19 protein-coding genes are annotated in these 22,219 nt (G+C 62.6%); 9 read left to right on the top strand and 10 right to left on the bottom strand.

The window, feature by feature from the left end; genetic code table 11:
- Positions 1-66 precede the first annotated feature (66 nt).
- Entirely contained in the window at positions 67-1,209 is a 1,143-nt protein-coding gene (locus tag VSR72_RS34650; protein WP_342956763.1) for a transporter substrate-binding domain-containing protein, read from the bottom strand.
- Positions 1,210-1,544: 335 nt separating this feature from the next.
- On the opposite strand from VSR72_RS34650, the gene VSR72_RS34655 reads away from it, so the two are divergent.
- A complete protein-coding gene (locus tag VSR72_RS34655; RefSeq protein WP_342956764.1) occupies positions 1,545-2,957 on the top strand; it encodes a DUF2252 domain-containing protein in 1,413 nt (470 codons plus the stop codon).
- A 65-nt stretch (positions 2,958-3,022) separates the two neighbouring features.
- Here VSR72_RS34655 and VSR72_RS34660 read toward each other — a convergent pair whose 3' ends face one another.
- Complete coding sequence (locus tag VSR72_RS34660) at positions 3,023-3,955, bottom strand: HAD family hydrolase (RefSeq protein WP_342956765.1); 933 nt, start codon at positions 3,953-3,955, stop codon at positions 3,023-3,025.
- Between the two features lie 207 nt (positions 3,956-4,162).
- Entirely contained in the window at positions 4,163-4,510 is a 348-nt protein-coding gene (locus VSR72_RS34665; protein WP_342956766.1) for a response regulator, read from the bottom strand.
- A 291-nt stretch (positions 4,511-4,801) separates the two neighbouring features.
- On the opposite strand from VSR72_RS34665, the gene VSR72_RS34670 reads away from it, so the two are divergent.
- Together VSR72_RS34670 and VSR72_RS34675 are read left to right on the top strand one after the other, a co-directional pair.
- The gene (locus VSR72_RS34670; RefSeq protein ID WP_342956767.1) at positions 4,802-5,581 is read left to right on the top strand and encodes a DUF2092 domain-containing protein; all 780 of its coding nucleotides are present in this window, start codon (positions 4,802-4,804) and stop codon (positions 5,579-5,581) included.
- Between the two features lie 4 nt (positions 5,582-5,585).
- Complete coding sequence (locus VSR72_RS34675; RefSeq protein ID WP_342956768.1) at positions 5,586-6,092, top strand: hypothetical protein; 507 nt, start codon at positions 5,586-5,588, stop codon at positions 6,090-6,092.
- An 80-nt stretch (positions 6,093-6,172) separates the two neighbouring features.
- Here the strand turns inward: VSR72_RS34675 and VSR72_RS34680 are convergent, their stop codons facing one another.
- A complete protein-coding gene (locus VSR72_RS34680; RefSeq protein ID WP_342956769.1) occupies positions 6,173-8,173 on the bottom strand; it encodes an ATP-binding protein in 2,001 nt (666 codons plus the stop codon).
- Between the two features lie 382 nt (positions 8,174-8,555).
- Entirely contained in the window at positions 8,556-9,164 is a 609-nt protein-coding gene (locus VSR72_RS34685; RefSeq protein WP_342956770.1) for a response regulator, read from the bottom strand.
- Positions 9,165-9,781: 617 nt separating this feature from the next.
- Between VSR72_RS34685 and VSR72_RS34690 the strand changes: the two genes are divergently transcribed.
- A complete protein-coding gene (locus VSR72_RS34690; protein ID WP_342956771.1) occupies positions 9,782-10,549 on the top strand; it encodes a hypothetical protein in 768 nt (255 codons plus the stop codon).
- 22 nt (positions 10,550-10,571) lie between these two features.
- On the opposite strand, the gene VSR72_RS34695 is transcribed toward VSR72_RS34690, so the two are convergent.
- Both VSR72_RS34695 and VSR72_RS34700 read right to left on the bottom strand, forming a co-directional pair.
- Positions 10,572-11,396 (bottom strand): hypothetical protein, encoded by an 825-nt coding sequence (locus VSR72_RS34695; protein ID WP_342956772.1) that lies wholly within the window; start codon positions 11,394-11,396, stop codon positions 10,572-10,574.
- 37 nt (positions 11,397-11,433) lie between these two features.
- Positions 11,434-12,399: a hypothetical protein gene (locus tag VSR72_RS34700; RefSeq protein ID WP_342956773.1), complete on the bottom strand. Its 966-nt coding sequence runs from the start codon at positions 12,397-12,399 to the stop codon at positions 11,434-11,436.
- Between the two features lie 460 nt (positions 12,400-12,859).
- Here VSR72_RS34700 and VSR72_RS34705 point away from each other — a divergent pair, with 460 nt between their 5' ends.
- From VSR72_RS34705 to VSR72_RS34725, 5 genes are all read left to right on the top strand, one after another.
- Positions 12,860-13,279, top strand: coding sequence for a hypothetical protein (locus VSR72_RS34705; protein ID WP_342956774.1), 420 nt, complete (start codon positions 12,860-12,862; stop codon positions 13,277-13,279).
- Between the two features lie 352 nt (positions 13,280-13,631).
- Positions 13,632-14,549, top strand: coding sequence for a formylglycine-generating enzyme family protein (locus VSR72_RS34710; protein ID WP_342956775.1), 918 nt, complete (start codon positions 13,632-13,634; stop codon positions 14,547-14,549).
- A 101-nt stretch (positions 14,550-14,650) separates the two neighbouring features.
- Positions 14,651-16,162 carry an arylsulfatase gene (locus VSR72_RS34715; RefSeq protein ID WP_342956776.1) on the top strand — a complete coding sequence of 504 codons (1,512 nt, stop codon included), beginning with the start codon at positions 14,651-14,653 and terminating at the stop codon, positions 16,160-16,162.
- A 148-nt stretch (positions 16,163-16,310) separates the two neighbouring features.
- Complete coding sequence (locus tag VSR72_RS34720) at positions 16,311-17,174, top strand: hypothetical protein (RefSeq protein WP_342956777.1); 864 nt, start codon at positions 16,311-16,313, stop codon at positions 17,172-17,174.
- Between the two features lie 10 nt (positions 17,175-17,184).
- On the top strand, positions 17,185-17,646 hold the full coding sequence (locus VSR72_RS34725) for a DUF202 domain-containing protein (protein WP_342956778.1): 462 nt from the start codon (positions 17,185-17,187) through the stop codon (positions 17,644-17,646).
- A 71-nt stretch (positions 17,647-17,717) separates the two neighbouring features.
- Here the strand turns inward: VSR72_RS34725 and VSR72_RS34730 are convergent, their stop codons facing one another.
- The 3 genes from VSR72_RS34730 to VSR72_RS34740 form a co-directional block, all read right to left on the bottom strand.
- Positions 17,718-18,209 (bottom strand): hypothetical protein, encoded by a 492-nt coding sequence (locus VSR72_RS34730; protein WP_342956779.1) that lies wholly within the window; start codon positions 18,207-18,209, stop codon positions 17,718-17,720.
- A 45-nt stretch (positions 18,210-18,254) separates the two neighbouring features.
- Positions 18,255-20,309, bottom strand: coding sequence for an alkyl sulfatase dimerization domain-containing protein (locus VSR72_RS34735; RefSeq protein ID WP_342956780.1), 2,055 nt, complete (start codon positions 20,307-20,309; stop codon positions 18,255-18,257).
- A 162-nt stretch (positions 20,310-20,471) separates the two neighbouring features.
- Positions 20,472-22,172: a ShlB/FhaC/HecB family hemolysin secretion/activation protein gene (locus VSR72_RS34740; protein ID WP_342956781.1), complete on the bottom strand. Its 1,701-nt coding sequence runs from the start codon at positions 22,170-22,172 to the stop codon at positions 20,472-20,474.
- Between the last annotated feature and the right edge of the window lie 47 nt (positions 22,173-22,219).

Consider the following 22,219-nt stretch of genomic DNA (forward strand, 5'->3'; position numbering starts at 1 on the left):
AGGCGCGCTCATGCGATTTTCTACGTTAGCAAAGGTCGCGCCGTGCGAAGACCGCTGCAAACATGCCTACTTGTTTGCAGCAAACCACTTTTTGTAGATCTGTTCGTACGTGCCGTCTTCGTACATGGCGAGCAGCGCCTCATTGATGGACTTTCGAAACTGGCTGCCGCCTGCCAGGGCAATGCCGTACTTCTCCTGCCGAAAAATCGGTCCCACGACGGCCAGCTCGCCATTGCCCAATCTTGCCGCCCAGTATTGAAGAGTCGGCGCGTCATAGACGATCGCCTGCACATCGCCTTGCGACAGCAGCCGGAATCCCTCCGCGGCGCTGTTCACGCTCTGGAACGACATGCCGCGCTGCTTGAGGTAGTCGGCTGCAGTCGTCCCCGGCACCGTGGCGATCGATTTACCAGGCAGATCGTCCGGGCCTTGTATGGTCGACTGGAGACGCGCCACCGTCTGCGAAGACGTGACGGTCGCAGTCAACTGGGCGACCAGCACCACACCGATCAGCCACATCGTCGGCACGAGCACGCGCTTCCACACGCCCGGCGCGTCGCGCTCGCCATACTCACCTGTTGCAATGATCAGCATGGTCACCCAGATGCCTTCCCCAATGGCTTGCCAATAGGGCTTCTGAAAGCTTCGATCGTCTTTTCGCCCCATGAGCCAGACAAGATTGGCAAGCAGAAAGACGACGGCGGCCGCAACGCCGACGAACTCGGCGATCGCAAGCCAGGGAACGGCGCGCAAGGAACCCAGAAAAGAGTTCTCGTTTTGCGTTCGCACCATGATCTGCAAGCCGGAATCGAAATAGGGAAATGAAAAATCCACGATTCGTTCGCGCTCGGGCGTCATCGTGATCGCCGCAATCGCGACATCCGCATTTCCACGCTGCACGGCGGGCAGCAATTCAGCCTGCGTCGCGACCTGGCGCCAGGCGAAGTCGAGATGAATGCGGCGCGCCACTTCGTTCCAGATGTCGATACTGAATCCCTCAGGCACATCCGTTTGCGGCAGCACAAAGGGCGCGACCGTCGCGATGGCAACACGTACGGGACCGGACTGACTGGAACCCGTCGGAGCAGTTGTCGTCGCGGCGCTCGCTGGCAATGCCACCGGTTCGTCGGCGTGAGCGCGCGCGCCCGCCGCGATCGATGCGACAAGAACAATGCTCGACAACACCCTCGATACAATTGGCTTGCGCATTCGAACACTCCAGAAACCGGGCTTGTCAGTTTGTGGCGCCTCGCAATGAACCAGGCATTCTCTGCATAATTTAACGGCTGACGCGACGAAACAAAAGCCGTCCCGCCCGAACTGCCCCAAAGGGCAACCGGCTTGCCCCAACTCCCTATCGAATCTCGCCCGCGCCTCGGCAACACTTGGGCTCTATGCCGGCCGAACTCTGACCGCGCATCCGAACGATTCGATGCTAGACTGATTTTCGCCGACTCCGTCTTCCGGGAGCCGCTCGCGCAGCGAGTCGCAGCTCCTGCCGGCCGCGCGATAACGTTTCGGATAACAAACTGTGAGGTGCGCAAATGGCGGAAATCCAGAGTCTGGAAACCCGGCAGGCAATCGGCCGCGAGGCGCGCGAGCAGGCCAAGCGCTCGCTGCACGCGAAAATCGGCGACACCGAGCGCGATCCTGTGGCGCTACTCAAGCAAAACAGCGCGGGCCGTGTCGAGTCGCTCGTTCCGCTTCGCTACGGGCGTATGGCGGTTTCGCCATTCACCTTCTATCGCGGCAGCGCGATACTCCAGGCTCACGACCTCGCCGGAACCATCAATACCGGCATTGTCTTTCCAATCTGCGGCGACGCGCATTTGATGAATTTCGGCGGCTTCGCCACGCCCGAGCGCCAACTCGTCTTCGACCTCAACGACTTCGACGAAGTCGCCACCGGGCCCTGGGAGTGGGACGTCAAGCGGCTTTGTGCGAGCTTCGCCATTGCCGGACAGCACATGGGCGTAGGCCGCGGCACGATCAGCGACCTCGTTTCCACGGCCGTCCTCGAATACCGCAACCGCATGAACGAGTATTCGAAGTGCAGCACGCTGGAGCTTTGGCACGACATGGTGACCTTCGAGCGCATGATTGACTCCGCGGCCACTGAGGAAGGAAGGCGTCTGCTCATCAAAACGAAGGAAAAGGCAGAGGGACGCACGAACGAAAGCATGCTGGCGAAAATGGCGGTCGAAGCCAACGGTCGCTGGACCATTCAGGACGCCCCGCCCGCGCTCTTTCACCCCGGCGGTCCCAATACGTTGCTCGGCAAGGAAGAGGCGTGGTCCAATACCGAGGCGTGGCAAGGCAAGCTCGCCGCCGCATTCGACGATTATCTCGGCACGCTTTCCTCCGAACGGCGCGCGCTAGTCAACGAGTTTCAGTTGCAGGACATCGCATTCAAGGTGGTGGGCGTGGGTAGCGTGGGCACCTTTTGCCTCGTCCTGCTGATGGTGGACGGCTATGGCAAGCCACTATTCCTCCAGGTGAAGGAGGCGCGCGAGTCGGTCATTGCGCGCTATTTCAAAGCCGAAGGGCCGGCTCACCAGGGCCAGCGCGTGGTGATGGGCCAGCGCCTGCTGCAGGCCGCGAGCGACGCTTTTCTCGGCTGGACTACGGGTCCGGCCAAACGCAACTTCTATTTCCGGCAGTTGCGCGACATGAAGGTTTCGGCGGAAGTGGAGCGCATGAGCAATACGGTGCTGCAGGGCTACGCACGCCTGTGCGGCTGGGCGCTCGCCCGCGCACACGCGAAGGCCGGTGGCAAGGCCGTTGAAATTTCCGCCTATCTGGGCAGCGGCGAACGCTTCGCCGAGGCGCTGGTCGACTATGCGTTCGCGTATGCCGAGCAGAACGAAAAGGATTACGAAACGTTTATGCGTGCATGCCGAACGGGCAAGCTGGAAGCGCGCACCGACGAAGACATGGCGGCGGATTTTCGCGTGTGACACTACGCACGCGCTGGAAGTCGCCGCCGGGTCGGAGCGACGTCCAGCGCGGCGCCAGCGTGACACTACGGCGATCGCGCCGGCGCCGCGGAAAACACCGCTTTCCAGTCCTGCTTCATGCTCACCACGACCCAGCCACGCGCCGCCGCTTCGTCCCAGGCCTTGTCGAGACTCGCCGATCCGGCGTGCCGGTCATAAGCGAATTCGCGCCCGGCATCGTCGTGATGCAGCAGCAGTCCCAGCGAAGGACCGGCGCCGCCTGTTGCGTACTCAAGCATTTCCCGATCGCCATCCGAATTGCCGAACGCGAGAATCGGCCGCCGGCCGATCGCGCGGAAGATGCCAACCGGTTTGCCTGCGCCGTCGTCATTGAACTCGATGCCAGGCTCCCGATACAAGGCAGGCTTGCCGTCGCGCCACACGTACTTGAGCTTTTCCTGTGTGCCGACCACCTGCTCCGGCGCAATGCCATACGCCGCCGTTACCCATACGCGCATGAATTCGGCCGTTCCGCCCGAGACGATCCAGATCTGGAAACCATTGGCGCGCAAGAAGTCGAGCAGTTCGAGTTGCGGCTGATACACGAGCGAGGTGTAGGGTCTGTCGAGTGCGGGATGACGCGCGCTGGCGAGCCATTGGCGTATCGACTGGTCGTACTGGTCCGTCGTCATGCCGCTGTTGGCGACCTCCAGAAGTTGCAGCAAGGCCGTTTCGTTTCTGGCGAGCGCCGCGGCGTCGTTCGCCATCAGCGCCTTGAAGGCCGGGTTACGCTTCCACTCCGGGTGCTGCGGTGCGGCCGCCTTGAGTTGATCGATCATGAAAATGAGCTGAAACGGCATGGGCCGTTCGCTCCAGAGCGTCCCGTCGTTGTCGAATACCGCGATACGGGCTTCCGGTGGCACATAGCTGGGCGAGCCATCGCGCGTCACGTCGTTCACGAACTTGAGGATCGCATTGCGCACCGCACCGTCTCGCCACGACGGCAATGGAGCGCTCACGAGAGCACCGGCTGACGGCGGCTGCGTGGCTGGACTCGGCGCAGGCGGCGACGGCTGGCTGACGCAGGCCGAGAGCGCGAAACATGCGCATAACGCGTGTATGGCCAGTTGACGCAACCCGTTGCGCCAGATCCGAACATGCACGATGCAACGCGTTGGGTTCATTCTCGAGTCGGAGAACAATGATCACTGATGGAAAACCGCACTTCAACCTCCGTGCTGCATCGCCTCGTTCACTGCGCCAAGCAGCGCCGCGCCCAAAAACGGCTTGGTGAGCAACGCATGATCCCCAAACCCATCGACGGCCTGCCGCGTAGCAGGCCCGTCATACGCCGTGATGAACACGGCCGGCGGCCGCGGCAGTTGCAATGTTCCATAGAATGCGGGACCCGATACGCCCGGCAGCTGCACATCCACGATCAGGCAGCGCGCTGAGGACGCACAATCGGAAGCGCCAAATTCTTCCGCACTACGAAACGATCGCGTTTTGAATCCGGACAGGCGGCACAGACGCTCGATGGCGCTGCGCAATCCACTGTCGTCTTCGAGAATCACGATCAGGTGGGGTTCTCCGTCCATGCGCCACCCAAGTAGTCTTTGACCGAGTGCTGACGTGCCCCTTGCAATGCAGGTCACTTATGCATCGTTGTCCAGAATGGGCAGCGCAACCATAGGGACTTCGGGCAACGCCACTGCCCTTTTGGGCAATTTTGGGCAGAACGCTTTTCTTTCATTGCGCCGGCCACTACATTACGCACTGCGTGCGCGCCATGCCTTCGTGCAACACGTGAGGCGCGCCGCGACACTTCGACGTTATGCGACGGCTCACTCGCGCGCCGGGAGAACATGATGAAGCAAAGAGCATTAAGCCTTGCCATACTGGCAGCTACATTCATCGCGCCGCATGTCGGCGCGCAAACCGCGTCCGCGCCGGCGGCTAGCAGCGAAGCCGTTGCCGTGGACCCAGCCGCCGTCGAGGCGCTGCATAAAATGGGGACCACGCTCCAGTCGCTCAAGCGCTTTACCGTCACCACCCAACTGACCGGCGAGCGTGTGCTCGAAGACGGCCAGAAGTTGCAGCACACGGCAACCGCCGTTCTCGACGTCGACCGGCCCAACCGCATCCGCGCCGTCATGAAGAGTGCGCGCAGCAATCGCGAAATCGTGTTTGACGGCAAGAACGTCACGCTCTTTACACCCGCGCAAAAGTACTACGCCACGGCGGCCTTCACCGGCAACATCGATGCGCTGATCGATCAACTGGGTGAGCGCTATGGCGTGGAAGTCCCGCTCGCCGATCTGTTCGTCTGGGGGACGCCACAAGCGCCCACCGGCCAGTTCGAGTCCGCAATGTTCGCCGGTCAGGACTACGTGGGATATGACCTCTGCGACCACTACGCATTCCGGCAAAAGAACATCGACTGGCAAGTCTGGATCACGACTGGAGAGCACCCGCTGCCACGCAAGATCGTGATCACACGCCGCGACGACGACGCCCGCCCGCAATCGGTCTCGGTCATCGACTGGACGCTTCGCCCCGACTTCAAGGACGCGATATTCACGTTCAAGCCGCCAGCGGACGCGAAGAAGATCGATTTCGTTCCTGTCGCAGCGAAGAAGGGGTAAGCCGATGAAAACCGCATTCAACCAGCATCGCACGGTACTCATTCCGACCCTTCTGGCCGTCTGCCTTGCCATCGCGGCGCCGCTACCCGTGAACGCAGCGGGCCGTGGCGGTGGCGCTCACGCCGCCCGCGAACATGCCGGCGGTGGCCCGCGCGGCGGCGGCGGCGGTCCGCACGGTGGCGGCGCGCAAGTGAACAGCGCGCGCGCCGACGCACGCACACGCAACGTGCGCAACACGAGCGTGAACAACGTCAACGTGAATCGCAACGTCAATGTCAACGCCAACGTCGACCGGCACGGCGGATGGGACGACGATTACCATCCGGTCGCAACGGCGGCCGCGGTGACGGCTGCCGTTGGCGTAACGTCGGCCGTCGTCGGGTCGATCGTGCACTCCGTGCCCTCGAATTGCGTGCCGGTCAATTACGGTGGCATGGTCTATCAGCAATGCGGGAGCACGTGGTATCAGCCACAGGGTGCGCAATACGTCGTCGTGAATGCACCGTACTGAGGTTGAGAGCGTGCCAGCCACATGGACCATCGGCTGGCGCGCGATTGCCTTAAATGCGCGTGCTGCGGGGCGCGGCAGGCTCAGGTCGAGGTTTGCTGGGTCGCGCCTTCGGCGCGGCCCAGCGCTCCCGCAGCCCGCTGCGCATGAGACGCGGCAACGTGCGCCGTCTCGCCAGTGGCGCGGGCACAGGGCAGCCAGACCGTGAATGTCGTACCGCCGCCCTCACGCGCCGCCACGCCAACGCTGCCGTGGTGCGCCTCGACTATCGAGCGCACGATGGACAAGCCCAACCCCATGCCATGCGGCTTGGTCGTATAGAACGGCTCGAACAGGCGCTGCGCCAAAACGGCACCGAAACCACAGCCGTGGTCGGCTATGGTGAATTCAACGCCACCTGCCCGCCGCTTCGTGGCGAGCGTGAGCACGCGGTTGAGCGCAACGGTGTCATGCATCGCGTCCATCGCGTTGATCGCCAGATTGAGCACCACTTGCTGGAGCTGGACCGCATCGCCCATGATCTCGGCATCGCCGGCATCGAAATCTGTCTCCAGACTGATCGCACGCCGCTTCGCTTCCGGCGCGACCAGCGTCAATGCGCACTGCAGGGTGCGCTCCAGCGGCAACGGACCGAAGGCGCCGCCCTGCTTCTGCAGCAAGCTGCGCAAACGCTGCACCACGTCGTTGGCGCGCAGCGCGTCGCGCTTCACATCGGAGAGAATCTCTTCAAGCTCCACTGTGTCGACGCGCGAGGCCTTGACGAGGAGTTCCGCGGCGTCGGCATTGCTCAGGATCGCGCCCAGCGGCTGCCCCACTTCATGCGCGATCGAGGCGCTCAACTCGCCCACCGTCGCGAAGCGCGCCGCGCGCGCGAGTTCGCCACGCCGTGCGGTGGCGTCTGCTTCCGCAAGCCGCCGGCTGCGCCGCTGTGCCAGCAGCGCGACAATCGTAATGGTCTGCAACAGCAGCACCGCCAATGCGCTCAGCACCACGCCGTGATACTCGCGAAAGATCGAGCGCGGAAAATCGATCAGTTCGCAATCGGCAGGCAGTGCGGAGGTCGAAAGACCAAAGCGCTCCAGTTGCGTCACGTTCGCCGTACAGCGTGTGGACAACGCTGGGAACTTAAGCCCCTCCGTGCGCCCGCCGTTGTGCAGGATCGCGAGCGCCGCCTGCGCACTCAGGCGCCCATTTTCCTCGAAGTCGTACATGGCCCCAGCGGTCACACCGCCTTCGAGATAGGTCGAGTACCACCCGTAGATCGGTGCGCCCGTGGCCGCGACGATGCGAGGCAGAAGCTGATTCGGAAAATAGCGATGTCCTTCCCGGTCTCGATAAAAGGTCGTATAAACCACAGCCGATTGGCTGTCGAGGCGCGCAAGCCGTTCCTCGATCTCGTGTGGAAGCAGCCCGCGCCACACTTCGACCGAAGTCCATCGGCCCGGATGCCTCGCCGCCGCGACCACGCGATCGATGAACGAATAATCCACATCGGTCGCGCCGCCTATGACCACAAGGTGATGGGCGTCCGGTTGCAGATCTTCGGCTATGGCCAACGTCTTCGAGACATCGATGCGAAACGGCACGTGAGCGAAACCGGCTGGCAGGGTGTGCTGAGTGAACCAGCTTTCGGGAACGCTCGTGAGCAGGACGGGTGCGCCGGGCCAGAGTTGCGCGTGATATTGCAGTGCAAAGTCGGCGGCATGGTTGCCGATCCCGACCAACAGATCGATACGCTGATTCGCGTACTTCTTCTTCATCAACGCAAGAAACTCGGGCGTGAGATCTTCGGCGCCGAAGCGAAAGCCGTCGAGTGCCTCGAGATAGACTTCCGCACCGTGCGGCGCGGACGTTTCCAGCATGTTCCTGATCTGCTTGATCTGCACCAGTGCGGCGGGCTGTATGGGATCGGTGCCTGTGAAGATCACCACATGGGCCGGTTCCGCCGCGAGCGCGGCGCTCGACACGCCGAGCAGGCAAGCCGCCGCCGAATGGGCCAAGGCGCGCAGGAGTCGGGTGGCAAATACCGATCGATACATCACGAGCGCAAACACACTGCGTAGCGCGGCGAGTGCGCCGTTCATCCGATGTCCGCAAACATACGTCGGCAGCCTTCCAGGCACAGTGCGCGGCAAAGCGTTTTTCTCCATTTCAGGTCAGGCCTGAAATTGAAAACCAGATCGCCATCATGTGGCGAGCCAAATACTGGACATTTTCGGAGCACGCGTGCCTCTATTCGGTAAATATCGGATAAAGCAAAGCATTCGCCGTCCGGTTTTCGCTAAATGACAAGCAATTTTTCCTTACCCCGGCGAATATTTCCTGTTTCAGCAGTTAAACCAGACTAAAAGGCACGGTGAACGGCGGTAAATGGTGCGCATAAATGAATAACGGTTCGACGCAGACATTCGCTGGCCAATAATCGTGGTTCTGCGCCTTGCGACGCGACGCATGCACGCCGACACGCTACGCCGCCACCGCCAACCCATCTGCGCGCCGCAACAGGTCGGCGAGCGAATCCGCACCGAATTTACGCATGAGTTCCGCGCGGCAACTCTTGATGGTCCGCTCGGAGAGGCCGAGATCGGCCGCGATCTGCTTGTTGCGGCGCCCCGCGACGATGCCCCGCAAGACGGTGCGCTCGCGCTCGCCTAGGTTGAGCCCGGAGGCGCACGAGGCGCGCGCATGCGGCTCTTCCGCACCTATGTCGAGCGCCGCTTCGAGCGCATTCAACAAGGTTTGGCGTTCGAACGGCTTGACGAGAAAATCCACGGCGCCGGCCTTCATCGCCTGCACGGTCCTGGGCACGTCGCTGTACGCGCTCATGAACACGACCGGGAGCGCACGCGGCTGGCGCCGCAATGCCTGCTGGAGATCCAGACCGCTCGGGCCGCCCAGTTCCAGATCGACCAGCAGGCAGCCAGACCATTCCCCGGGTTCGCTCACGAGGAATTCACCGGCCGAAGCATAATCGCGGACCGAATAACCCGCACTGCTCAAAAGTCTTTTCAGTGCCGTGCGCATGGATACATCGTCTTCTACAACGTGGATCGTCCTGGCGGAATTGTTATGCACAATAACACTCCATTTAGCGTAAATGGATCCGTATTCGAGCAGCAGGCACCGAGATTCCCTGCCGCATTGGCTTGAGTTGCGAATACGTATGATTGCGTTATAGCAATTTCGTGAGCTGCTTGTCTCCTGACTGTACTGAAAGGATGATAACTACCGTTCTTTCAGGCAATACGCATATTCAAACGAAGAGGCCGTCCGCCACTGCGGGGCATTTACATCGAAATTCCGGTCGAAGCTATCGAATTGAATTGAAGCGAATGAATAGACAAATATTCAGAATGGATTGCAAACCTTCGTCTTTCCCCCCTGCACCACGCAATGAAGATCCGCTCACGCGATCCACTTCGGCGCGGACACATCACTCAGGGTTTGGGGCAACGCTCTGTCACGATTGTTCACGATAAGATGAAGCCGTCGGTTCGCAAACCGTAACAGGCGATCCGAGCGGCGAATTGGCGCCCGCCTTGTGCGGGTTTTTTTGTGGGTAATCGCCGGGGACCGCAACGCCCAGCCTCCTTGGGCCGCGTTTGCGGATCGATCCGAAGCACGATCTGGAGTGCGTATCTCGCAGGAGCATGAACGCCAGCGGCGATACGCCCCACTTCCTGGGAGCCGTAATGACGCAGCTTATTCATCATCCCGCGTATCTCTTCATTACGCTGATCGTCCTTCTTTCCCTTGCGGCCGCGCTCGGCGCCATCCTGATGCAGCGCGCCATTCCGCTTACTGACGACGCGCGCGACAACTACAACGTGGTTCAGGGTGCCACGCTCACGCTGCTCGCACTCCTGATCGGCTTTACGCTCTCGATGGCTGTGAGCCGCTACGACCAGCGCAAGAATTACGAGGAAGAAGAAGCCAACGCCATCGGCACCGAATACTTGCGTGCCGATCTGCTTGGCGCCCCGCAGGCGGCCAGGGCGAAAGCCCTGCTGGCTCAATACCTCCAGTTGCGCATTACTTTCTACAAGACACGCAACGCGCAGGAACTCGACGTCCTCAACACCAGGACCTCAGACGTTCAAGGACAGCTATGGGCGACCGTGCGCGAGGCCGCCGAAGCCCGGCCTACGCCGATCACGGCGCTCTCGGTGGCCGGCATGAACGACGTCCTCAACACGCAAGGGTATACACAAGCCGCCTGGCTCAACCGTATTCCCGTTTCCGCCTGGACCCTCATGATCGCCATCGCCTTCTTCAGCAACCTGATGCAGGGCTATGGCGTGCGGGGCAAAGCCGGGCGGCGCGTGCTGATGTTCGTGCTGCCCATTACCGTCTCGCTCTCGCTTTCGCTGATTGCCGATATCGACAGCCCACGTGGCGGCCTGATCCGCGTCGTGCCGCAGAACCTCCTCAGCGTGCAGCAATCCATGCCGTCGAATTGACGCTACCAGCCATTGAGCCCATCTAGAACCGGAACGTCAGATTGGCGCTCGGACCGTTGAAGCGCAGCGTTTGCACGAGCTGGTCGCCTGAGCCGTAGAAGGCCAGATACCGGTAGGTCACGCTGACGTCTCCCCACTTCAGCGCGTAGCCAATCCCGGCCAGCGCCTGCCACGTGAACCGGGAGGTTCCGGCGCCGATGTCCAGGTAGTACGGCGCGTACCAATGTCCATCGCCGCTCAGCAGCACGCGCCCACGCACGCCCACAAAACCGTCGACGATGTTCTGGGTTTGCGAAGCATGAATGTCCGGCGTCGCCGACGCGCCGTTATCGAGGCTCGCCGAGGCCGACGCGTCCAGCGTCGCCTTGATGCCGAGGTATCGCAAACCCAGGATGGCGTCGGCGTTACCCCACGACTGGCGCAGCACGGTGCGCCCGCCACCCACCTGGACCAGCCAGCCCTTCAGGCTCGTTTCGACGTCGTGTTGCGCCTCGCCGGATGCCGCCGCAGTATCGAACTGGTTGAATGCACTGCCATGCCGCCCGAAGCTCAGATAAATCGAGTCGGCGAAAAGACTCCAATCGCCTTTTCTGGCTTCGCCTTGCAGCATGAGCGCTAACCGCAGGTGCTGCAGGTAATCGTATGGGCCGGTCGATGCATCGGCGCCGCCCTCCGGAAGCGTGAACCGCAAGGTGCCGCCCACGCTCGGCAGCCACAAATACGGTGTGATAGCGAACTGCCACGGCGTGTCCGCCGTATTGGCGGAACCCGATTGTGCAGCCAGCGCCGACGAACCCGACGCGGCAATCCATACCGCAACGATCACGCTAGCGCTACGATTCCTCATGCTGGCTCTCCATCAGGCAACCCGTTCCCGGAAAACATCAAAAGCTGAGCGCCAGCCCCAGCGACGCGCCCGTAACGTCCTTGCCGAACGCGTAGCGCGCCACGATCCGCAGCCGCGAAAAGAGTTTCGTCACCGCGCCCGTGTCGATTTCGAGGCCCACGCCCAGCGATGTGAGCTGATTGAAGCCGAGGACGTCCGCCTGGCTCCCGAGATAGGTGGAGTGCGAGAGTTCGAGGACGTAGCGCAATGGCCGGTTCAGCGCCAGCAAACCGGTCGGCGCACGCCAGCGCGCATAGAGATTGGTCGACTGGGCATCGGCCGTGCCGCGCACACCGCTCGACGAGCCAAAGCTTTGCAGATAAATATTCGTATAGCGCAACTCGAGGTCGAACTCATAGGGCTCCTGGCGCGGATACCAGCCGATCATCAGCGACCCGCCAAGCCCATAGGCGTTGAGCGAGCCGTTTTCGATGAAGGCAACGTTCTTGTCGGTACGGCGATTGATCAGAAACTGGGCTGCCGTAGCGTCGCTGAACACTTCGCCTAGCGAAAAATTGAAGATCGGCCGTATGACCAGGTCTCCCTTTTCGTTGAGCGGAAAATCCCAGCCGATGCCGCCGGTCGCCGCGACGTTCGTCCAGCGCGTGGGCAGCGCACGCTGCTCCTGGCCATCCGAGACGACGAAGGTGGGATCGTAGCGAGAACCGCCAATGGCGCCTTCCAGATAGAGCGGGAAGCTTTTGCTCATCGTGAAGCCGCCGCCGACCTGGGTCATGCTGAGCGAGGGATCGCCGGTGGCCCCATTGCGAATGCCGAGCGAACTCGCGGAGAGGTCCGGCGTGACGGTAAAGCTCAGCAGCGCAAGCACCCCGTTGGCACGCTTTTGTACATCGGGCCCGGTGAAAGTCGGCAACGACGGCGTACTCTGCGCACGCGCCGCCGCCGGAAAAAGACAAGCACCGCTGAAGGCAATGGCAATCCCGGCGATCAGGGTGGCGCGCATGCGCCCGCGTCGATCGCCGGCATGCCGAAAGTCGCGTCCCGACTTCGCAGACATGGTGGTCCTCACCCCTGAACACATCAACAGGAACCGACTGCCGTACCGCCGCAGAATGCGGACGAGCGAAATGAACTGCGGCCTGGCGGTCACGAAATCGATCTGGCTATTGGCGCCTGCCCTGACGGTGCGGTCGTTGCGTTGCCAACGTTCGCGGCATGCAGCGGCGCACGCCGAAAGCGCAAGCGCACAAGCCGCGAAAGCGCCACCCGCGAGTTTCATCCAGGCCGCAGCGCCATGCCATAGGGGCGCGGGGCAATCGCGTTGCCCAAAGGGGCAGTGCCACTGCCCCAACTCCCGATGGCAACACCCCCGTAGCACTGGAACAATAAGAGAGGGGTGATGTGCCCCGGTGAATGGAAGACCACTTCGCCGCTACGGCGCTTTTCGGGTTACGGGAACGGCCATGTCCTACCACCGCCTCGCCGAACGCATCGAACGCATCGAACGCGGACTTCGCATTGCCGCGTTCGGCGCCCTGCTGCCGGTTTGCATCGCGTTGCCGGCCTGGTCGGCGGACACTGGCTTCATGCGCGATGTGCGGATCGAGGGCCTCGATCCGCACGACATCGAAGCGCTGGACAGCACGGTGCGGGCCGTGCTGAACACGAGAGACGACGGAGAAGCGAGCCAGTGGACCAAGAGCGGCCCGGACGGACAGGCCACGGTCAACGCGACGCTCACGCCGGAAGGCACGTCGATCAAGCATCAGAGGACCTGCAGATACGTCGTTGTCGCCGTGCATGCCGCAAGCCGGTCGGTCACCTTGCGCCCTAAATACTGCAGGGCCAGTGACGGTACCTGGAGCCTGCAAGCGCCGGAGTGAAGCACAGCCCTCACCCGCTGGATAGCGCGCTACTGCAGTCGCGTTTGCATACATCGAGCCACGTCGATGTTTTTCGCCGGCTGCATCGCGTGTACAGGCCCCTGATTGCCCTTGAGGGCAACATCGTTGCCCCTTGTACCGATAGCGCAACCGCTGTACCGCTCCGATACTGACCATCGCTACGTTGTTTGCGGGGCGCGCGGCGAACGAACGGACACGCAATGCGCCCGTGCCGCTGTGGCCCGCTATTTCCGCCGACACAGTCCAACGCCCTGCCACGATCATGGTCCATCCCGCACCTGAAGCGCTCAACGACACGTGTGATGCTGCCTCGCCGGCAGGGCCGCCTGGCATGGTCCGCATTGTTGGCGGCACCTTCGTCATGGGCTCGAATCATCACTATCCCGAGGAAGCGCCCGCGCACAAGGTGCGCGTTGCCGGCTTCTGGATGGACAGCCACACGGTGACGAACGCTGAGTTCAAGCGCTTCGTCGACGCCGCCGGTTACGTCACGTCCGCCGAACGTCCTGCGAATCCCGAGGACTATCCGGGTGCGCTGCCCGAGCTGCTGGAACCCTCCTCGGTGATGTTCGCCAAGCCGCCTCATCGCGTGGATCTGCGCAATCACTACAACTGGTGGGTCTATACGCGCGGCGCGAACTGGCGGCATCCGCGCGGGCCGGCCAGTTCGCTCGAAGGGCTCTGGGACCATCCCGTGGTGCACGTCAGCTACGAAGACGCCGAGGCGTATGCACGCTGGGCGGGCAAGGCGCTGCCCACCGAAGCCGAATGGGAATTCGCCGCGCGCGGCGGCCTGGACGGCGCGGAGTTCGTGTGGGGCGACGAGTTCGCTCCGCAAGGCAAGCAGATGGCCAACACGTGGCAGGGCGAATTTCCGTGGCAGAACCTGCTCGAGGACGGCTACGAATGGACCGCGCCGGTCGGCTCGTTTGCGCCCAACGGATACGGACTCTACGAAATGGCAGGCAACGTCTGGGAGTGGACGAGCGACTGGTACCAGGACCACGGCAAGATCGTGAAGGCGTGCTGCACGCTCGACAATCCGCGCGGCGGGTCCGTCGAAGCCAGCGTCGACCCGCGCACGCCGCAGGTCAAGATACCGCGCAAGGTGATGAAGGGCGGCTCGTTCCTGTGCGCACCGAACTACTGCAGGCGTTACAGGCCTGCCGCCAGAATGGCGCAGCCTGTCGATACGTCCACCTGCCATGTGGGCTTTCGTTGCGTAGTCCGCGATATCGCTTCCGGTTGAGTCCGGCAGGAGAAGTGACCTCACGCAAACCCGTCGACGACGGGCTCCCCCCGCTACCGTCAACGGTAGCGCTATGCAAATTCAGCGCAAAGGAGTGTTCCATGGCGGGCAAGAAGAAACCCAACTTCCTGATCCTTTGGGGCGACGACATCGGTCAGTCCAATCTCAGCATCTTCACGAAGGGGCTGATGGGCTATCGCACACCCAACATCGACAGCATTGGCGAAGCCGGCGCAGTGTTCACCGACTACTACGGCGAACAGAGCTGCACAGCTGGCCGTGCGTCGTTCATCACGGGACAGTGCGGGCTGCGCACGGGCCTGACCAAGGTCGGCCTGCCCGGCGCGCCGCTCGGCATGCGCGCCGAGGATCCGAATATTCCCGAACTGCTCAAGGATCTGGGCTATAGCACCGGACAGTTCGGCAAGAACCACTTCGGCGACCGCGACGAGCACCTGCCGACGATGCACGGCTTCGACGAATTCTTCGGCAACCTCTATCACCTCAATGCCGAAGAAGAACCGGAATTGCCCGACTATCCAGACGCGCAGGAATTTCCCGACTTCCGCAAGAAGTACGGCCCGCGCGGCGTGATGCACTGCTGGTCCGACGGCAAGGGCGGTCAGAAGATCGACAATACCGGGCCGCTGACCAAAAAGCGGATGGAGACCATCGACACCGAGTTTCTCGCGGCCGCGAAGGAGTTCATCCAGAAGGCGCACAAGGAAGACAAGCCGTTCTTCCTCTGGTTCAACACCTCGCACATGCATTTCCGCACGCATATCGAGGACCGCATTCGTGGCCAGGCAGGTCGTTGGCAGTCCGAATATCACGACTGCATGGTCGAGCACGACAAGCATATCGGCGAGATGCTCGCACTGCTCGACGAATTGGGCATTGCGGACGACACGATGGTCATGTACAGCACCGACAACGGTCCGCACATGAACTCGTGGCCCGACGCCGGCATGACGCCGTTCCGCAACGAGAAGAACTCCAACTGGGAAGGCGCGTACCGCGTGCCCTGCCTCGTGCGCTGGCCTGGGGTCATCGAACCGGGCACGGTGTGCAACGAGATCGTGAGCCACCTCGACTGGCTGCCCACCATCGTGGAGGCGGCGGGCAACCCCGACGTCAAGGAAGAACTGAAGAAGGGCTTCAAGGCCAACGGCAAGGAGTTCAAGGTCCATCTCGATGGCTTCAGCCTCTTGCCCTACTTCACGGGCAAGGCAAAGAAACCCGAGCGCAAGGGCTTCTTCTATTTCACCGACGACGGCGACCTCGCGTGTCTGCGCTTCGACAACTGGAAGGTCGTCTTCATGGAGCAGCGCACAACCGGCACATTGAGGATATGGGCCGAGCCGCTAGTTACCCTGCGCGTGCCGAAGATATTCAACTTGCGCACGGACCCGTACGAGCGCGCCGACATTACGTCCAACACCTACTACGACTGGCTGCTCGATCACGTCTTCATTCTCGTGCCCGCGCAGGCCGGCGTGGCCGAATTCCTTCAAACCTTCAAGGAATTCCCGCCGCGCCAGAAGGCGGCCAGCTTCGGCGTTGACCAGGTGATCGAGAAGATGATGGACGCGGCCGGCGGCGGCCATCGCTAGGCGCTCGATGGGGCGCCCCACTGCGGCGCAATAGTACGGCCCTCGGGCGGCGTTCAACCGGACGCACCCCGGGGGCCACTCGAAGTCCCGTGATTGCCACGTACTCCCAGGTAATACCCAGGCACCACCACGACTCGCCAGGATATCCATGGACGCGAAGGACCTGATTCTGCTCGCGCTCAAGTGCGCCATCGCGGCGACGGTGTTCACCTACGGCCTGCAGGCAACACGGGACGACCTGCTCTATATCGCGCAACGGCCCGGGCTGCTTCTGCGCTCGCTCATCGCCATGCTGGTGATCATGCCGCTCCTCGTGGTCGGCTGCGTGTACTACCTGGCGTTGCCGCAACCCACGGCCGTCGTGCTCACCGCGCTCGCCATCTCGCCGGTGCCGCCGCTGCTGCCGAAGAAGCACAAGAAAGCGGGTGGCGTCGCGCCCTACGGTCTGGGTCTGCTCGTGGTGCTCGCGCTCGTGTCGATCGTCACGATGCCGCTTTCGGTAGCCCTCTTCAACTGGCTCTTCGCGCAGCCTCTGGCGGTCGGGCCGCTCTCGATCATGAAGACCGTGCTGACCATGATCATCGTCCCGCTCGCGGCGGGCATGCTGGTCTCGAAGCTGATGCCGCAGGCCACGCGACTGCTGCTCACACCGGTGCGCCGCCTGGCCACCGTGCTGCTGTTCGCGAGCATACTCGTGCTGCTGGCCGGCACCTGGCGCGGGATCTTTTCGGCGACCGGCCACTGGACGGTGGTGGCCATCGTCGCCTTCGTGCTCGCCGGCCTCCTGGTGGGACACTTGCTGGGCGGCCCGGAACCCGAGCACGCGTCCGTGCTTGCGCTATCCACCGCCTCGCGGCATCCGGCCATCGCACTCGCCATTTCAGCAGCCAACTATCCCGGGGAGCAGTTCGCGCCCACCCTGGCGCTCTATCTGGTGCTTTGCACGTTGCTGGCCATTCCCTACGTGAAATGGCAACGCAGACGTGTTTCCCTCTCCTCCGGCACGCTATGAAGGTTACGCCATGCCCAACCCTCGCGACCAGGACACCGACATCGTTCCGGACACAGACCCCTCAGCGCCCCTGAAGCCCGATGAGGGCACGCTGCAGACTCGCGCACGCACTTCGCTCGCGGTCGAGCGCACCTTCCTCGCCGCCGAACGCACGCTGATGGCATGGCTGCGCACCGCGCTCTCGATGATCAGCTTCGGCTTCACGCTGGCGAAATTCTTCGAGTACGTTGCGGGCCAGCGCGGCACGCCCATTGTTGGACGCTTCGGTGCGACGTGGTCGCCGCGCACAGTGGGCACCGCGATGGTCGTGATCGGCACCGTGGCCCTGCTCGTGGCGGTCGTGCAGCACAAGCGGCGCGTAAACGCGCTGCGGCGCGAAGGTCTCCTGCCGCAGTGGAATCTCGCTTACTGGGTCGGCATTGCCGTTGCCGCGCTGGGCGCGTTTGCGCTTGGCTCGCTGGTACTGGACTAAGGGGGCTGTCGTACCGCTGTACCGCTTAACGAAGCGAGCCGCTAATGTGCGGCTCGTTTCGTTCACGTCGATCAGGCATTCACCGTGGCCGTCAATTCCGCCCTGGCCAGCATCTGCTTCAGCGCTTCGGCATGAGCCTGAGGCGCGTCGATCATCGCGAGCGAGTCGCCGAACGCCCGCTCGAGGTCGAAACGCCCTTCCAGCCAGCCGCGCAACGCCGCCTCCGAAGTGATAACGATATTGCTGCGCCGCTCGTCCGTGGTTGCCGTGACGTCCGGCATCTCGGGAACGATGTCCGGGTCGAAGCCTTCGGTCGTCGCGTGAAAGAATCCCCACGTATCGTTTTCAATAAGCAGAACGTAGAAGTCCGGCAGCGCCAGCAACGCCTCTTCGCCGTGAGCCTCTTCGATGCGAGCCTGCAGCAGGTTGAGCGCTTCGATCGAGGAGATACGCATGCGGGCCGCCGCGAGCGCGCCGCCGGTGGTATCGATCGGCTCGATCAGTCCGGCATCGATCGCGCTACGCGCCGCGACAGCAACGGTCAGGGCCGACGGGTGGCCCACGCCAAAATCGAGCTTGAAATTGCAGATTGCGCACATGTGGGCACCTCAGGGCGTGACGATGTTGAACCAGAAGTCGAACGTATCGAGCCAGGAAACGAACTCGCCCAGTTTCTGGCTGTTGCCGTCGATTTTCGCGTTGCCGGCCATCACGAGCTTCTGCATGTTGGTCTTGCCCATCATGATGTCGTTGAGGTCTGCGCGCGTCATCGTGACCGTGGCGTCAGCCGACTTCGAAGATTTGTCCTTCGTGTAGTGCAGCGCGCTATTCTCCACCCCGAGCACGTAGTTCTCTTTGGTGTCGGTCAACACGAGATTGAACGAAGCCGTCTTCCCGTTGGCGCGGTCGCCGTTGAGCCGAATGCCGAGATAGTCGAGGAACATGTCGAGCGGCATGGCCTGGATGGTGTCCGGGCTCTGCGGCTGCGGCGCGGGAAGCTGCTTGATGCCGCCGCGCAGTTCCTGTGCACCGGTCAGATAGAAGTTGCGCCATGAGGCCGACTCCGACTGATAGCCCAGTTGCTCATAGGTATCGGCGAGGAGCTGCTTCGCGGCCGTGTTCTGCGGCTCCGCGAACACGACGTGATTGACGACTTCAGCGACCCAGCGGTAATCGCCCTTGCTGTAATACCCATGCGCCTTGCTCAGTACAGCGGCCGAGCCGCCCATGAACTCGACATAGCGCTTGCCCGCCTCGGTCGGCGGCAAGCGGTGCAGGTTCGCGGGCACGCCGTCGAAGAACCCGAGACGCAGGTTGTACTGCGCAACGGCGTCGTGGTAGACCGTGCCATAGTAGCCGCGGCAGAACCAGTGTTTCGCGAGACTATCGGGCAAGCGTATGGCCTCGCCGATTTCCAGCGGCGTCATGCCCTTGTTGGCCATACGCAGCACCTGATCGTGCATGTAACGGTACATGTCGCGTTGCGCGCGCAGGAATGCGACGACGCGATCGTTGCCCCACGTCGGCCAGTAGTGGGACGCGAACACCACCTGCATGTCGTCGCCGAACATGTCGAGCGACGATTGCAGATACTTGGACCAGAGCAACGCGTCGCGAACCTTGGCGCCGCGCAGCGTGTACAGATTGTGGAGCGTGTGGGTCGCGTCTTCCGCCGCGCAGAACGCCTTGAACTTCGGCAGATAGAACATGAACTCGGCGGGCGCCTCCGACTCCGGCGCCATCAGCACCACGAGTTCCACGCCGTCGAGCGTGAGCTTCTGGCCGGTCTTTTCGGCGAACTGGGTGGGCACAGCGAGCGTGATGGTGCCGACCGAAGTCGTCTTGCCGAGCCCGCCGTCGACAATGCCCGTTGCGCTGCGCGGCAGCAGCGAGCCATACATATAGCTCGCGCGGCGCCCCATGGCGTTACCGGCGATGATGTTCTCGCCCACGGCCGCTTCGGTGAAACCTGTCGGCGCCACGATCTGCACCTTGCCGGACTTCAGGTCGTCGTCGCTCACGAGCCCGCGTACGCCGCCGTAGTGATCGACGTGGCTGTGCGTATAGATCACGTGCGTAATGGGGTGGTCGCCCAGATGCGGAATGACGAGTTGCTTCCAGACCACCGACGCCACATCGGTCGTGATGAACGGATCGACGACGATATACCCCTTGTCGCCGCGAATGATGCTCATGACGGAAAGATCGTAGCCGCGTACCTGCCAGATCCCGTCGACCACCTTGAAGAGGCCGTGGTTCATGTTGAGCTTGGCGTTGCGCCAGAGGCTCGGGTTCACTGTGGACGGCGAGTTGTTCTCCGGGCCGCCGCTCACGAAGGCGAACTGCTGCAGGTCCCACGCGACATTCCCCTCGGGGCCCTTGATGACGACCGGTTCGGGGAGCGTAGCAACGAGCCCGCGCTTGGCGTCTTCGAAGTCCTGTGCATCCTCGAACGAAAGGAATTCGGCGTACTGCTTGTTCACCGCAATCGTCGCAGGGGTCGCCGGCTTGGCTGCCGGGCCCGTGGCCGTTGCTGCGGTGGCGGCCTGCGCCAGGGTTTCGCCGACCACGCCGGAAAGGCTGGTCGCCACACCGGTGACCGCTACGTTCTTGAGGAATGCCCTGCGCCCGCCTGCCTTTGCCGCGTCGTCCGATTGGGACATGACTACCTCCGGTAATTCGGGGTAACTGCGGGCGCACGGCGCCCGCGCTGGTTGTTCGAGACCTTCAACGAAATATTTCGCACAAACGTAGAACCGCGACCATAGGGAGTTGGGGAAATCCGCTTGCCCAAAGGGGCAATACGGGTCGCGCATTGCGTGCCGCTAGAACGCCTTGCGCAACTGCACCCAGCAGTGCACCGACGTGTTGGCGTTGGCGCTGAGTATTTCCGGCGTGCGGCCGAATGGGAACGCAACACTGGCGCTGAGCAGCAGCTTGTACGGGCCGTTCCACTGCACGCCGAAGCCGGCGCTGCTCAACTGGCCGGTATTGGGTCCGGGCACGAAGGTGTTCTTGTACTGTTGAATCCAGCCGGTATCGACGAAAACGGAAAACTGCCAGAGGCCCGGAATATTCTGGAAAGTCGAATCGTGCCGATACTCGATCGTCGCCAGATAGCCACGCGAGCCGGACAGCACGCCGACGTCATAGCCGCGCACGCTATCGGGGCCGCCAAGGTAGAACTGCTCGGAGGTGTCGAGGTTCTTGCTCGACGTCTGCCCCGAGAATCCGAAGTAAAGCGCGTCGCTGCGCGTGAACTGCTGCAGGCGCGATAGCGACAGTGAGAGCTTGACGTAATGGCCGGCGGTATCGGCGCCGAGCTGGTCGATGATGTCGGTCTGCCAGTTGTTCGCCGCGAGCACGCCATAGGTCATGGCGAGGCGCGCATTGGTCACGCCGCCCGCATCGAGCTGGTCTCCCGCCAGCGTGGTGGTGAAGCTATTCGTGTGACGATCGTTCTGGAGTCCGATGATATCGATGTTGTCGTTGAGCCTGCGGAAGTCATACTCGATCTGGCCGAAAAGATTGCCTCGCGTATTGCGGATGATCGGCTGGGCGAGCACCACGCCGCCCACGAACGCAGAACCGTGCGACTGCAGTTCGGAGAGGTCGTTGCCGAGATGATAGTCGAGCCCCGACACCGTGGCCCCGAGCGTCGTGCCCTGCCCGTTGAGCAGATAGCGATAATCCATGCGCCCGTAAGTCATGCCGTTACCCGACGTCAACGCGCTGAAATCGAGCAGATCGCCCTGATTGAACAGACCGTTGATGTTCAGGCTGCCGCTGCCGCGAACGCGCCCGCTATACGGGTCGCCGAAGTTGTCCACGCCGGCGTCGCCGGTCACGCGCTGCTGGGGCGTCACATCGACGAGCAGATCGGACGTGCCAACCTGTTGCCCTGGCCGCAGCGTCGAACTCACCTCCGCACCCGGAATGTCCTGCATGAGCAGCAGCGTGCGCTCGAGCTGGAATTCGCTGACCGGCTGCCCCGACTGCAACGCCGCGAGCGTATTGTTCAGCACGCGGTCCGACACAGCGCTCTGATTATTGAGCGAGACCGCGCCGTAACGCGCCTCCGCCACGTCGATACGCACGATGCCGTTCTCGATCGTCTGCGCAGGCACGTAGGCCGTGGCGAGAGGGAAGCCGCGCTCGTGATACACGTCGCTGATCTTGTCGGCAAGCGCGTTCAGGTCGCTCAGCGTGAGGTTCTTGCCCTCGCTCGGCGCGACGACCGCGTGCAGCAAGTCGGTGGGCAACTGCGTGTTGCCCGTGATCTCGATCGTGCGCACGGGGAACGTTTTCGTGTCGTCCGCCGGTGCGTTCTTCGGCTGCTGGATCGTGAGGTCGAGGTTCGAGGGCGGCGGCTGCGTGGAAGGCTGCGGCACCTGCTGGAGCAACTGGCCGCTGTTGGGCGGCGTCGGCACGCGCACCTGTGCATGGGCGGCAAGAGCCGTCGCAGCGAGCGCGACGGCGAGACAGATTCGTGTTTTGCGCAGGCTTTCCGAGCGAATCTCGATCATGGCATGAAGGTATCGTGCCCGCGCTGCCGCGCGGGCGTTATTGTTCT

Origin of the sequence: Paraburkholderia sp. JHI869, assembly GCF_038900775.1 — a bacterium.
Classification (GTDB): domain Bacteria; phylum Pseudomonadota; class Gammaproteobacteria; order Burkholderiales; family Burkholderiaceae; genus Paraburkholderia.

Excerpts from the sequence above, each read along its gene's own strand:
- VSR72_RS34650 (WP_342956763.1), bottom strand. The coding sequence starts at position 1,209 with ATGCGCAAGCCAATTGTATCGAGGGTGTTGTCGAGCATTGTTCTTGTC.
- VSR72_RS34655 (WP_342956764.1), top strand. The coding sequence starts at position 1,545 with ATGGCGGAAATCCAGAGTCTGGAAACCCGGCAGGCAATCGGCCGCGAG.
- VSR72_RS34670 (WP_342956767.1), top strand. The coding sequence starts at position 4,802 with ATGATGAAGCAAAGAGCATTAAGCCTTGCCATACTGGCAGCTACATTC.
- VSR72_RS34675 (WP_342956768.1), top strand. The coding sequence starts at position 5,586 with ATGAAAACCGCATTCAACCAGCATCGCACGGTACTCATTCCGACCCTT.
- VSR72_RS34680 (WP_342956769.1), bottom strand. The coding sequence starts at position 8,173 with ATGAACGGCGCACTCGCCGCGCTACGCAGTGTGTTTGCGCTCGTGATG.
- VSR72_RS34690 (WP_342956771.1), top strand. The coding sequence starts at position 9,782 with ATGACGCAGCTTATTCATCATCCCGCGTATCTCTTCATTACGCTGATC.
- VSR72_RS34695 (WP_342956772.1), bottom strand. The coding sequence starts at position 11,396 with ATGAGGAATCGTAGCGCTAGCGTGATCGTTGCGGTATGGATTGCCGCG.
- VSR72_RS34700 (WP_342956773.1), bottom strand. The coding sequence starts at position 12,399 with ATGCGCGCCACCCTGATCGCCGGGATTGCCATTGCCTTCAGCGGTGCT.
- VSR72_RS34705 (WP_342956774.1), top strand. The coding sequence starts at position 12,860 with ATGTCCTACCACCGCCTCGCCGAACGCATCGAACGCATCGAACGCGGA.
- VSR72_RS34710 (WP_342956775.1), top strand. The coding sequence starts at position 13,632 with ATGGTCCGCATTGTTGGCGGCACCTTCGTCATGGGCTCGAATCATCAC.
- VSR72_RS34715 (WP_342956776.1), top strand. The coding sequence starts at position 14,651 with ATGGCGGGCAAGAAGAAACCCAACTTCCTGATCCTTTGGGGCGACGAC.
- VSR72_RS34720 (WP_342956777.1), top strand. The coding sequence starts at position 16,311 with ATGGACGCGAAGGACCTGATTCTGCTCGCGCTCAAGTGCGCCATCGCG.
- VSR72_RS34725 (WP_342956778.1), top strand. The coding sequence starts at position 17,185 with ATGCCCAACCCTCGCGACCAGGACACCGACATCGTTCCGGACACAGAC.
- VSR72_RS34735 (WP_342956780.1), bottom strand. The coding sequence starts at position 20,309 with ATGTCCCAATCGGACGACGCGGCAAAGGCAGGCGGGCGCAGGGCATTC.
- VSR72_RS34740 (WP_342956781.1), bottom strand. The coding sequence starts at position 22,172 with ATGATCGAGATTCGCTCGGAAAGCCTGCGCAAAACACGAATCTGTCTC.